Here is a 12611-nt window from a genome sequence, read left to right as displayed (position 1 = left end):
ACCAGAAAATTAATCCCATGATACCATTTGTTGGTATCCAAGACTCAAGCTACCAATGAAAAAATCATTGGTAACTTAAGGGGATGGTGTATCCTAAACAGTAGCTTTTTTAGTAGCTAAAGTTAAAGGCTTAGATTGCTTAACAGTATATTGTGTACCATATACTGAAAGTGTAAGATTATCTCCAGCTTGAAGCTCTATAGAAACATTTTCTTTAGAAACTGTAATGTTTAACAAATGCCCTCTATATAAAGTTTTGAAAGCATACTTATTCCAGGATTTTGGAATAAAAGGATTGAATTCAATCATATTATCCATAACTTTAAGTCCACCAAAACCATAAACCACAGACATCCAGGTACCTGCCATAGAAGTTATATGAAGACCATCGTCTGAATCGTTATTATAATTATCAAGGTCAAGTCTCGCAGTTCTTAGATACATTTCATAAGCTTTAGTTTCATAACCTATTTCAGAAGCTAATATGCAGTGAACACAAGGTGATAATGAAGATTCGTGAACAGTTCTTGGTTCATAGAAGTCAAAGTGTTTTTTCTTAAATTCTTTATCATATAAGTGACTTAAGAAGAAAATTCCTTGGAGCGTATCGGCTTGTTTTATAAATCCCGAACGAAGTATTCTATCCCATGACCATTTTTGATTAAGAGGAAGATTGCTAGTGTTTAGTTCGCTAACTAGAATTTGCTCTTTGTCCATATAGCCATCTTGTTGAGCAAAAATGTCTAATTCTTCTATGCGAGGGTAGTACATTTTTGTTATAATATCTTGCCATTTAGAAAGCTCTTCTTCTTTTAATCCTAAGCTACTAACTAATTCGGCATATTCAGTAGGATATTTTTCTCCTAAAAGTTTATTTACCTCTAAAGTATATTCTAGGGTCCAGCTTGCCATTCTATTTGTATGCCAGTTGTTATTAACATTATTTTCATATTCGTTTGGTCCTGTAACACCTAAAATCATATATTTATCTTTAAAGGTATTGTAGTTAACCCTGCTTGCCCAAAATCTACTAATTTCTGTTAAGACAGGAAAACCGTAACTTATAAGGTGTTTTTCATCACCTGTATATCTAACATAGTTAAAAATTGCATAAGCTATTGCACTGTTTCTATGAAGCTCTTCAAAGGTTATTTCCCATTCATTATGACATTCTTCACCAGTCATAGTAACCATAGGGTAAAGAGCACCTTTAGTACCTAGCTTGGCTGAGTTTTCTTTGGCTTTATCAAGCTGATTATACCTGTAAATCAGCAATTGTTTAGATATTTCTTCTGGTGCTGTACTTAAGTAAAATGGTACACAATAGGCTTCTGTATCCCAGTAAGTAGAACCACCATATTTTTCTCCAGTAAAGCCTTTAGGTCCTATATTTAAACGAGAATCTTCTCCAGTATATGTTTGGTATAGATGGAAGATGTTAAATCTTATGGCTTGCTGAGCTGAAATATCACCTTCAATAACTATATCACTTTCTTCCCATTGCTTATGCCATTTATCGCTATTAGTTTTTAATAATTTTTCAAAACCTATATTTTTAGCATTTAAAACTAATTTATTTGCTTTAGAGCTTAATTCTGAAAGTTCAAGATATCTGTTATTTGTTAATGCAATATATTTATTTAATGTTACAGTAGAGTTTTGCTTAATTGAAACATTAAAAGTATTAGCTACATATTTATCTTTAATCACAGTTTCTGGTACTACATTGATTTCTTCACCATCAATTAAAGTACTATAGGTCATAGCGCATGTGACTGTATAAGCAGTTTTTTTTGTTACCATAGTGACCTCACCATAGAGAGGAGCGACTTTTTCAGAAACTTTGTCCCAGAAGATTTCATCATAGTTTGAATCCTCATTTGTTACATTACCATCTAAATAAGGTGTGAATTCTATTTTACCATCATAGTTTAATGGAGTAATAGAATATGAAATAGCACCAATTTCTTTAGTATCTATGCTTAGAAATCTTTTAACTGAAACTTTTGTTTCATGATCATTTTTTGAAACGATTATAAAATTTCTTTCAAGATAGCCATCTTTCATATTTAGAATTCTTTTAAAGTCTTTAACTTTTTTAGCTTTAGCAAGATCTAAGATTTCACCATCTATTGAAATTTTGATACCTCTAAAGTTTATGGCATTTAAAACTTTAGCAAAGTATTCAGGGTAACCGTTTTTCCACCAACCAACTCTAGTTTTGTCAGGGTAGTAAACTCCAGCTACATAAGTTCCTAGGAGCGTATCTCCAGAGAAATCTTCTTCAAAATTTCCCCTCATTCCCATATATCCATTACCTAAACTCATAAAGCTTTCATAAATTTTATTTTTCCCAAGATGAAAGCCATTTTCGATTATATTCCACTCATTGAATTCAACATAGTTCTTCATTATATACTAATACCTCCTATAATATGCAATCGATTGCATGATTTGTCAAAAAAATAGCAACATTGTTAATGTTTACAATTATAATGTACCATTTTTTGTATGGATAATCAATGATAAATTTAAAATTCAGATAAAGGAACAAAAAAATAAATAATATTTGTAAAAACCACAAAATAAAAAGGTTAAAGCTAAGTAATAGTCATAAAATTAAAAAAATAAAATAAATATAATTGAGGGGATAAACTTGCAGTTTGAAAGGAGTTTTTAACATGAATTTATACTATTGCACTGAATGTATGAGAATAATTGAAAATGAAGAAAAATGTACTTATTGTAATTCAGAAGTTGTAAAACCGTTAAAAAAACATTCACCAGTTAATGTTATGGGGACAAAGCTTAAAGGTAGAATATCAAGAATATGCAAAGAAAAGGTAACTTTAGTTATAAGGACAGAAAGTTACGAAAAAGTATTAAAAGAATATAATTTTGAAAAGTTAAGAAAAATTCTTTAAATGATAATTTAATAAAAAAACAAAAATGAAAAAGTTTTCTTTTTAGATTATTAAAAAAATAATACTATATCAAATTAAATTTATAAAATATAAAAAAAGGGTTGATTTTTTTTTCTGTAGGTATTATAGTTGATACAAGACAAAACTTAATAAAACGAAACATTCTTATCAAGAGTGGTGGAGGGACTGGCCCTATGAAACCCGGCAACCGGTATGTGTTCCATTTAACATATACAATGGTGCCAAATCCTGCAGCTATATTAGCTGACAGATAAGAGAATAGATCAGTGCATATTTCAGCACCAGAGATTTATTCTCTGGTGCTTTTATTTTTAAAATGAGACTTTTATTATAGTTTTATTACAAATTAGACTTAGATTAAGGGGGAGCTTAAAGTGATTGAAATTAGAAATGTTTATAAGAGTTTTAATAAAGTAGAAGTACTAAAAGATGTTTCAATAAATATAGAACAAGGACAAATTTACGGTATTATAGGGCATAGTGGAGCAGGTAAATCTACACTTTTAAGGTGTATAAATGGACTTGAAGGTTATGAAAAAGGTAGCGTGAAGGTAATGGGAAAAGAGGTTAAAGGTTTAAGAGGTAAAGAACTTAGAGAGTTTAGAAAAGATTTAGGTATGATATTTCAAAGCTTTAATCTACTACAAAGAAAGACAGTAGCTGAAAATATATCGCTTCCCTTAGAAGTTTGGGGGTATGGGAAAAAAGAAAAGGTATATTCAGAGGATGGTGAAATAGAATTAACTTCAAAAGAGGCTATAGCTGAAAGAGTAGAAAACTTATTAAAGTTAGTTGGGTTAGAAGATAAAAAGGATATGAAACCAAGTAATTTAAGTGGAGGTCAAAAGCAGAGGGTAGCAATAGCGAGGGCATTAGCATTAGAGCCAAAAATACTTTTATGTGATGAGGCAACGTCAGCATTAGATCCTAAAACAACTAATGATATATTAGCACTTTTAGAAAAAATAAATAAAGAATTGGGGATAACTATAGTAGTAGTGACTCATCAGATGGAAGTTATAAAACAAATATGTGAAAATATAGTCTTAATTGAAGGTGGAGAAATAAAGACCAAAGGAAAAGCTCAAGAGTTATTTTTAAATCCTGGTCTATCCCTAAAGAAATTTTTAGGAGAAGATGATGAGGAAACATTACCTGAAGTTGGGGTAAATATTCGAATATTCTTCCCAAGTGATTTAAGTGAAAATTCATTAATAACAAAAATGGCAAGAGAGCTTAATATAGACTTCTCTATAGTATGGGGAAAGCTTGAAAAGTTTAAAGAAGATGTTTTAGGAAGTTTAGTAATAAATATAGAAGAAAAAGATAAAAACAAAGTTTTTAAATACTTAAAAGAAAAAGAAGTATTATGGGAGGTGTTATAAAATGAATGAAATACTTATAAGAGCATTAAAAGAGACAGCTATAATGATTTCCCTTTCAACTATATTTGCTGTAATAATAGGATTTATACCAGCAGTAGTACTTATACTTACAGCAAAAGATGGGTTAAAGCCAAACAAATTGATATATAGTGTATTAGATTTTGTTGTAAATACCTTAAGAAGTTTTCCATTTATAATACTTATGGTATTAATAATGCCATTAACAAAGATTATAGTAGGAACATCAATAGGAACACCGGCAGCAATAATACCATTAACAATAGGTTCAGCACCTTTTGTAACAAGGGTTATAGAAGGTGCTTTGAGGGAAGTGGACAAGGGAGTTATAGAGGCTGCTAAATCTTTTGGAGCAAGTAATTCACAAATAATATTTAAAGTAATGTTAAAAGAAGCCATGCCAGCTATAATGTCAGGAATAACATTAACAATAATAAGTATAGTAGGATATTCAGCTATGGCAGGAGCTATAGGTGCAGGTGGTCTTGGTGATGCAGCTATAAAATATGGATATTTGAGAAATAAAAAAGACATATTATTTTATACAGTAATAGTATTAATAATTTTAGTTCAATTCTTACAAGGGCTAGGAGATTTAATATATAAAAAATTATCAAAATAAAAAATAAATTTTAAGGGGGCAATATATATGAAAAAGACAAGAATATTATCAGTTATATTAGTGGGAGTTGTGGCTCTAAGCCTATTTGGATGTGGAGCAAAAAAGGAAGATGCAAATAAAGAAGACAAAAATATTAAAATAGGTGTTTCACCAGTTCCACACAAGGAAATTGTAGATGTAGCTAAACCACTTTTAGAAAAAGACGGTTATAAAGTAGAAATAGTAGAGTTTTCAGATTTCGTTCAACCAAATACAGCGTTAAATGATAAAGAATTAGATGCTAACTTTTTTCAGCATATACCATATTTAAATAAGTCAAATGAAGAAAAGAAGTTAGATTTAACTTATACTGCTAAGATTCATATAGAACCAATGGGGTTCTATTCAAAGAAAATAAAGGATATTAAAGAATTAAAGGATGGGGCAACTATATCAATTCCGAATGATCCAACTAATGGAGCAAGAGCATTAAAATTGCTTGAAAAGAATGGAATATTGAAAGTCAAAGATGGAGAGCTAGTAACAGCAGCAGATATTACAGAAAATCCAAAACATATTAAGATTAAGGAGTTAGAGGCACCACAATTAACTTTATCACTAGATGATGTTGATGGTTCTGTAATAAATACAAACTTTGCACTTCAAGGTAATTTAAATCCTACTAAAGATGCATTGCTTATAGAATCAAAGGATTCACCATATGCAAATATTTTAGCAGTTAGAAAAGGCACTGAAAATTCAGAGAAAATAAAAGCTCTTACAAAGGCATTGACTTCACCAGAAGTTAAAAAATTTATAGAAGATAAATATAATGGAAGTATAGTACCAGCATTTTAATGAGAAATTAATATTGATAATGTATTAATTATTCAAAGTAGACATTGATAGTTAATAAATAATATATAAATATTAATTAATAAGTTATTTAAAGACATTTTAAGTATAATTTATATCTTAAGATGTCTTTTTGTATGAAAAATAATCTACAGTTATAGATTAAAAAATATAGATTTTATTGTGTTTATTAAGCTTTAGTAGCTTTTACAATAGAAGAATTTATTTTGACTAATTTAAAAAAAAATGCTAAAGATAAAGTTACAATATAAACAAATTATTTCGAATTAGAAACTAAAGAATAGAGGTTACAAGGGGGAAATAAGATGAATTATTTATATCCTATAAAAATGGCTATATATACATTTCCTATAGTTGCATTTTTAATTTCATTACCTTTTCTAATATATCAATATAGAAGATATGGATACTTTAATAAATTTAGGGCGTTTATTATATATTCGTTTATTTTATTTCTAATGTGTGCATATTTTTTGATAATATTGCCACTTCCAAAGACAAGGGACGTATTAAGTATGCAGAGACCAGGAACTCAATATACTCAATTTAAGCCATTTAACTTTATTTCAGATATTGCAAGAGAAACAAAAGTAAACTTTGATAATCCTAAAACATATTTAAGGATGCTAAAAGAAAGAGCTTTTTATCAAGCATTATTCAACTTTTTTTTATTAATGCCTTTAGGAGTTTATCTAAGATATCATTTTAAAAGAAATTTTAAGCAAACAACAATAATAGTATTTTTTACTTCATTATTTTTTGAAGTAACTCAAATAACAGCATTATATGGATATTATAATGCTCCATATAGAGTATTTGATGTAGATGATTTGATTTTAAATACAGCAGGAGGAATTTTAGGATATTTTATAGCTCAAAATATTACAAGGAAATTACCGCATTCAGAAGATATAGATAAGAAGTTTAACGCAGAAATAGCTACAGTATCAGTAATTAGGAGAGTAATAGCATTTTTTATAGATAGTTTTATAATAGAACTTATGATTATAATACCTTCTATATTACTAAGGTCTAAATTTAGCGGTATTAAGATTAATATAGCAAATACTTTTATCACTATTATTTTTTGGTATATATATTTTGTAATGATTTCAAAGAAAAAAGATGGTAGTACAATAGGAAAAAGGTTTGTTAAAATAAAGTTAAAAAGAGAAGATAATATATTAACTAAAAAAATGTTAATAATAAGATATTTTATCTTATATATGCTTGTATATGGAATTAAAGGTGGAATTGATTTAATATCAGAATTAGCCTATTCTTATGGTTATATAAATATTGATTTTATTTTAGATTTAATAGGTATTGTATATATTATAGGCCTAACAATATATTTTGTTTCAGTTACATTAGGCAAAGAAAAATTATTTATTCATGAAAAAATAAGCAGAATAAAGAATGTAGTAAGTTTATAGCAAGGAAGTATAATAAATTTATTATAAATAATATTAAGATAACCTATATATTTATTTTTAGTATTTAATAAAAATGTTTTAAGTAAAAACGTCTTAAGGAAAACTTAGGATGTTTTTTAGTTATATTTAAGCTCTATTGTCTAAAGTATAGTAAAAAAGTATAATAAAGATTGATATGGTAAATAATTCATAGGAGGGGTTAATTATGGCAACTTATAAAAATGAAGCTGTGGTAAATTATAATGTAGAGAAAGTATTTAAATTATTTTATAAAACTGCTAAAAGGGATTTCAAAAAGTTCAAAGAAGAAACGGCAGTAGGTACCAATATAGGTAGACAAGTAGGAGCTTATTCTGGAAAGAAAGAACATATGCAAATAGAGATTACTGCCTATGAAAAAAATAAGGTTTATGAAATAACTAGTTATAAAAGAGGGGTAAGTTTTATATCAAGATATGAATTAGAAAAAGTAGATGAGGATAAAACAAAACTGAAGCTTATAGAAAGTGATGATACTAAAGGAATATTTGGATTAATAAATAATCTTTTAGCAATTTTATTTGTAAGAAGAAAGGCTAAAAAGAGATTTGATATATTTATTAAAGGTATGAACAGTCAATTAGAAAGATCATATGGAAATGTGAAGAAATAATAAAATATGTTATTAAATTGAAATATTTTATTAACAATTAGATATCAACGGATACATTGGTTTACACTATATAATAAATATAGTATATTAGAATAATGTAATGTAATGTATTAGAAATTAATTATAATAAAAATTAAAAACTAAAAAGAGGCAATAGCCGAGGAGGGCAATATGGACGAAAATAAAAAAGATTTAGAAACTACTGAAGCTATAGGAGAAAATGGTGAAAATATTAACCAAGAAATTCATCAAGAAGAAATAAAAGAGTTATTAAACAATCAAGAAGAAGTTAAAAAAGAAACTAAAGAAGAAGTTAAGGAAGAGGTTAAAATAAGTACAGAGAAAAAAGGTATATTATTAAGACTAATAGCTTCTATTATAGATCAAACAATAGCTATAGGATTATCAGTTGCGCTTTTATTCGTATTTAATGCAATACTTAAAATATTTGGCTATGAGGTAGCACAAAGACAACCAGTATTTTTCATTATCTTTGTCATAGTAAATGTGATATACTCACCAATAATGGAGTCAACAAAAGTAAAAGCTACTTTAGGAAGAAAACTTCTAAAATTATAAATGTAGAGGAGAGTTTAACTTAATGAAAAAAGGAAGTCAAATAGAGGTAAAAATTGAGACTACAGAATTTCCAGGACAGGGAATAGCATACCATGAAGGTTTGAAAGTTTATGTTAAGGGTGCATTCCCTGAACAGGTGGTTTATGGAAGAATCACTAAAAAAAGAAGAGATTATGCAGATATGAAACTTTTAGAAGTTAGGGAAAAAGCTTCATATGAAATAGAAAAGAAGTGTCCACACTTTGGTTTTTGTGGAGGATGTTCTTCTCAAAATCTTAGTTATGAAAAGCAATTAGCTCTTAAGGTAGAACAAGTTAAAAAACTTTTTACAGAGGCTAATGTAAGCACAGGAGAGTTTTTAGGTATAGAAACAAGTCCTACAGAGTGGGAATATAGAAACAAAATGGAATTTACCTTTGGAGATATGGAAAAGGGTGGAGAGTTAACTCTAGGTATGCATATGAAAGGTCAATCTTTTGGGGTAATAACTGTAGATCAGTGTTCTTTAGTTGATGAAGACTTTAGAAAAGTTATTAAGCTAACTCAAGATTATTTTAGGACTCAAAATCTTCCTTATTATAGAATAATGAAAAGAGAAGGCTATTTAAGACACTTGGTAGTAAGAAAAAGTGTTAAAACTGGAGAGCTTTTAGTGAATCTAGTAACAACAACTCAGATAGATTTTGATTTAACAGAATACGTAAATCTTTTAAAAGGTCAAGAATTTAAAGGTACATTAAAAGGTATATTGCATACAGAAAATAATTCTTTTTCAGATGCAGTAGTGCCTGAAAAGGTAAATGTTCTATATGGAGAAGAAAATATAACAGAGGAGCTTTTAGGATTAAAGTTTAATATATCGCCATTTTCATTCTTCCAAACTAATACTTTAGGAGCTGAGAAGCTGTATAGTATAGTAAGAGATTTTATGGGGGATGCAGATAGCAAGGTAGTATTTGATCTTTACTGTGGAACAGGAACTATAGGGCAAATAGCAGCAGGAAAAGCTTCTAAAGTTGTAGGTGTTGAGCTTATAGAAGAAGCTGTTCATAAAGCTACTGAAAATGCAAAATTAAATGGTTTAGATAACTGTAATTTCATAGCTGGAGATGTAGCTGAAGTTATAAAAACAGTAAAACAAAAACCAGACATAATAATATTAGACCCACCAAGGAGTGGGGTTCATCCTAAGGCATTAGACTATGTGATTAAGTTTGATGCAAAAGACATAATATATGTTTCTTGTAATCCTAAGACCTTAGTAGTTGATTTAAAGGTACTTGAAGAGGCAGGATATGTTGTAGAGAAAACATTACTTATGGATATGTTCCCAAACACACCTCATGTTGAAACAGTAGTAAAGCTTAAAAAGAAATTGTAACGCCAAAAAAACTCTCACCAATTACAAAAAAAATTACATCAAATGAGAGTTTTAAGGATTAAGGTAAGATAAAATTCTTGCCTTAGTTTTTTATTATCGAAAATTAGGATTGAGTATATACGACAAAGCCTATTCACGCCCTTCTATATTTTAAGAAATAAAATTTAGGAGGATTTGAGGAGAGTTTCTTGTAAGTGTATATTAAAATAAAGTTTTAGGATATCAACAGTGATATTTTTAATTTGTTTTGATATAGGTAACATGTGTTCATAGTAGAGGAAAGTAGGTTTATATAATGGATGGAACAATAAGAAAAAATATAAAAGTAGGAATAAGAGTCTTAGTAGTACAAAAACAAGATCAACGTACTGGAAAACTAACAGAGGGAGTAGTACAAAAAGTACTTACAAACTCAGAAGTTCATCATCGAGGGATTAAAGTTATGCTTGAGGGTGGAATTGTTGGAAGAGTTCAAGAAATAAAATAGTGTTTATTTGTAAAAGCATTCAATCTTTAAGGTTGGATGTTTTTTTATTTTTGAAGATGTAAGAAAAGTTTTTTGTAATTATAAAAAACTTTAGTTAAATAATTGTTATAGAATTTCAAATAAATTCTATAACAAAGATGAGAATGATAATTTTATGTAGCAGAATGTTTAAAATTATAGTGTTAATGTTAAAAAGTAAATATTGAAATATAAAAATGTATTATTTATAATATATTTGTAATATATGTAAAAAATATTAATCTAGGAGGCCTGTTACTGATTTTAGTTATGAGGATTGTGGATTAATTATCATGCTAAAGGATAGTTTCCGGAACTGGTTATAGAAAATCAGGACAAGGATGTGAAATAAGGTTATTAAGCAGAATTTGTGTAAGTTATTATGATGGAAAGGAGCAAAAAACTATGAAATGTCCATATTGTGAAAAAGAAATGAGGGAAGGGTATCTATACGGAAGTAAGGATGGAGCTTTTAGCTTTTCAAATGAGATTCCAGGTGTTTTCTCAAATGCAAAGAATGAAGAAGGTTTTATTCAGATTACTAAATTAAAAGCAGGTCATCGTATCAGTGTTAAGGCTTATGTATGCGAAGAATGTAAAAAAGTTATTTTTGATTATTAATGTTAATTTACAAGCCCTGTCACCATAATTGACAGGGTATTATTTCTTATAGAATTAATTGCTTTTAAGAATAAATGTGAAATAATCAAAGACTTAAGGCATACATTATTTATAGTAACTTAACAAGAAAGGAACTCCTCAGGGAGTTCCTTTGCAGTTATAAATAAAATTTTGTCAAACCCAAAATAAATTCTAAACTTAAAATCGTAGATATTCCAACTAGTAGTGAAGTAAAGGACATTCTTTTAATATAAGAATAGAATAATTAAATTGTGGGAAATAATATAAGCTGAATGACTGATTCTTGCACTAAAAATGATACATTAGATTAGAATTAAATTTATTGTTATTTTATGGAGGTTATCATGCTAAAAATTATTAAAAATGTTAGTGTATATACGCCTGAATTTATAGGTAAAAAAGATATTTTACTCTGTGATGATAAAATTGCAAAAATAGATGACTTTATACCAATACCACCCAAAGAATTTTATGAAGTCGAGGTAATAGATGCATCTGAGAAGTATCTTTTGCCTGGATTTATTGACTTACATGTTCATATAATAGGTGGAGGTGGTGAAGGGGGTTATATTACCAGAACACCTGAAATTCAGTTCTCTAAAATAACTACTTACGGAGTTACGACAGTAATTGGGTTATTAGGTACAGATGGAACTACTAGATCGCTTCAAAGTTTACTTGCAAAATGCAGAGCTCTTGAAGAAGAGGGTATCAATGCTCTGAATTGGACTGGTTGTTATCAGTTTCCAACAAGAACGATAACTGACAGTTCAAGAGATGATATCATATTAATTGACAAAATTATTGGAATTGGTGAAATAGCTATAGCAGATACTAGAGGGAGTAAACCCAATGAAGAGGATATAGAGAGACTAGCCTTAGAATGTAGAGTTGGTGGACTTCTTTCTGGAAAGTCTGGAGTGCTTCACATTCATGTTGGAGATGACAAGGAAGGAATACTGTCTCTTATCAGGATAATAAGTGAATCTCCAGTTCTTGCAAAGAATATGCTTCCTACTCATATTAATAGAAATGAAAATCTCTTACATCAAGGAGTTGAATATATTAATAAAGGAGGATATTTAGATTTAACTACAGGTATATATAGAACAGAGAATGATAAAGAATCAATAGATGCATCCATGGCGCTAAAATATTTATTAGAAAATGGGTGTAGTATAGAGCATGTTACTATGAGTTCAGATAGTAATGGAAGTATGCCTTTATTTAATGCACAGGGTGAATTAGAAGATATAGGTGTAGGCTCTATAGAAAGTAATATAATAGAATTTAGGAAGATGATTAATAGATTTAATATTCCAATTGAGAAAGCATTGATGCCATTTACTATAAATCCTGCAAAGATATTGAGACTTAAACATATTGGTGAAATTAAAATAGATAAACAGGCAGATTTAATTATTATGAATAAAGATTTATCTATTGATTATGTTATATGTAAAGGTAAAACATTAGTCAAGAATGGTGACCCTATAAAATTTGGGGTATTTGAACAAAAGTAAAAAGATACAAATATATTACAAAATAAAATAAATTTTTGTAAAAATAGGGATGTATATTGGTACATATG

12 protein-coding genes and 1 riboswitch are annotated in these 12611 nt (G+C 28.5%); of the genes, 11 read left to right on the top strand and 1 reads right to left on the bottom strand.

The window, feature by feature from the left end:
- Window positions 1-93: 93 nt before the first annotated feature.
- A complete protein-coding gene (locus BUB01_RS01755; protein WP_072984668.1) occupies window positions 94-2412 on the bottom strand; it encodes a family 65 glycosyl hydrolase domain-containing protein in 2319 nt (772 codons plus the stop codon).
- 269 nt (window positions 2413-2681) lie between these two features.
- Between BUB01_RS01755 and BUB01_RS01750 the strand changes: the two genes are divergently transcribed.
- The 11 genes from BUB01_RS01750 (at window position 2682) to iadA (ending at window position 12543) form a co-directional block, all read left to right on the top strand.
- The gene (locus tag BUB01_RS01750; RefSeq protein WP_072984666.1) at window positions 2682-2924 is read left to right on the top strand and encodes a hypothetical protein; all 243 of its coding nucleotides are present in this window, start codon (window positions 2682-2684) and stop codon (window positions 2922-2924) included.
- Window positions 2925-3086: 162 nt separating this feature from the next.
- Window positions 3087-3202: riboswitch (SAM riboswitch) on the top strand.
- A 117-nt stretch (window positions 3203-3319) separates the two neighbouring features.
- Window positions 3320-4330, top strand: coding sequence for a methionine ABC transporter ATP-binding protein (locus BUB01_RS01745; RefSeq protein ID WP_072984664.1), 1011 nt, complete (start codon window positions 3320-3322; stop codon window positions 4328-4330).
- 1 nt (window position 4331) lies between these two features.
- Entirely contained in the window at window positions 4332-4970 is a 639-nt protein-coding gene (locus BUB01_RS01740) for a methionine ABC transporter permease (protein WP_072984662.1), read from the top strand.
- Window positions 4971-4997: 27 nt separating this feature from the next.
- Complete coding sequence (locus BUB01_RS01735; protein ID WP_072984660.1) at window positions 4998-5807, top strand: MetQ/NlpA family ABC transporter substrate-binding protein; 810 nt, start codon at window positions 4998-5000, stop codon at window positions 5805-5807.
- Between the two features lie 323 nt (window positions 5808-6130).
- Window positions 6131-7261, top strand: coding sequence for a VanZ family protein (locus BUB01_RS01730; protein ID WP_072984658.1), 1131 nt, complete (start codon window positions 6131-6133; stop codon window positions 7259-7261).
- Window positions 7262-7466: 205 nt separating this feature from the next.
- Complete coding sequence (locus BUB01_RS01725) at window positions 7467-7913, top strand: DUF3284 domain-containing protein (RefSeq protein WP_072984656.1); 447 nt, start codon at window positions 7467-7469, stop codon at window positions 7911-7913.
- 171 nt (window positions 7914-8084) lie between these two features.
- Window positions 8085-8492 (top strand): RDD family protein, encoded by a 408-nt coding sequence (locus BUB01_RS01720; protein WP_072984654.1) that lies wholly within the window; start codon window positions 8085-8087, stop codon window positions 8490-8492.
- Window positions 8493-8514: 22 nt separating this feature from the next.
- Window positions 8515-9873: a 23S rRNA (uracil(1939)-C(5))-methyltransferase RlmD gene (gene rlmD, locus BUB01_RS01715; RefSeq protein ID WP_072984649.1), complete on the top strand. Its 1359-nt coding sequence runs from the start codon at window positions 8515-8517 to the stop codon at window positions 9871-9873.
- A gap of 295 nt (window positions 9874-10168) precedes the next feature.
- The gene (locus tag BUB01_RS01710; RefSeq protein ID WP_072984647.1) at window positions 10169-10360 is read left to right on the top strand and encodes a YwbE family protein; all 192 of its coding nucleotides are present in this window, start codon (window positions 10169-10171) and stop codon (window positions 10358-10360) included.
- 423 nt (window positions 10361-10783) lie between these two features.
- A complete protein-coding gene (locus BUB01_RS01705) occupies window positions 10784-10999 on the top strand; it encodes a PF20097 family protein (RefSeq protein WP_072984645.1) in 216 nt (71 codons plus the stop codon).
- Window positions 11000-11364: 365 nt separating this feature from the next.
- Window positions 11365-12543: a beta-aspartyl-peptidase gene (iadA, locus tag BUB01_RS01700; RefSeq protein WP_072984643.1), complete on the top strand. Its 1179-nt coding sequence runs from the start codon at window positions 11365-11367 to the stop codon at window positions 12541-12543.
- Window positions 12544-12611 lie beyond the last annotated feature (68 nt).

It is taken from the genome of Clostridium cavendishii DSM 21758 (assembly GCF_900141845.1).
In the GTDB taxonomy this organism is placed as follows: domain Bacteria; phylum Bacillota; class Clostridia; order Clostridiales; family Clostridiaceae; genus Clostridium_AG; species Clostridium_AG cavendishii.
The sequence above is the reverse complement of the archived record's forward strand: the minus strand, read 5'-3'. Positions and strand labels throughout refer to the sequence as shown.

Coding starts and splice junctions, on each gene's coding strand:
- rlmD (WP_072984649.1), top strand. CDS start 8,515: ATGAAAAAAGGAAGTCAAATAGAGGTAAAAATTGAGACTACAGAATTT.
- BUB01_RS01720 (WP_072984654.1), top strand. CDS start 8,085: ATGGACGAAAATAAAAAAGATTTAGAAACTACTGAAGCTATAGGAGAA.
- iadA (WP_072984643.1), top strand. CDS start 11,365: ATGCTAAAAATTATTAAAAATGTTAGTGTATATACGCCTGAATTTATA.
- BUB01_RS01730 (WP_072984658.1), top strand. CDS start 6,131: ATGAATTATTTATATCCTATAAAAATGGCTATATATACATTTCCTATA.
- BUB01_RS01735 (WP_072984660.1), top strand. CDS start 4,998: ATGAAAAAGACAAGAATATTATCAGTTATATTAGTGGGAGTTGTGGCT.
- BUB01_RS01750 (WP_072984666.1), top strand. CDS start 2,682: ATGAATTTATACTATTGCACTGAATGTATGAGAATAATTGAAAATGAA.
- BUB01_RS01710 (WP_072984647.1), top strand. CDS start 10,169: ATGGATGGAACAATAAGAAAAAATATAAAAGTAGGAATAAGAGTCTTA.
- BUB01_RS01725 (WP_072984656.1), top strand. CDS start 7,467: ATGGCAACTTATAAAAATGAAGCTGTGGTAAATTATAATGTAGAGAAA.
- BUB01_RS01705 (WP_072984645.1), top strand. CDS start 10,784: ATGAAATGTCCATATTGTGAAAAAGAAATGAGGGAAGGGTATCTATAC.
- BUB01_RS01755 (WP_072984668.1), bottom strand. CDS start 2,412: ATGAAGAACTATGTTGAATTCAATGAGTGGAATATAATCGAAAATGGC.
- BUB01_RS01740 (WP_072984662.1), top strand. CDS start 4,332: ATGAATGAAATACTTATAAGAGCATTAAAAGAGACAGCTATAATGATT.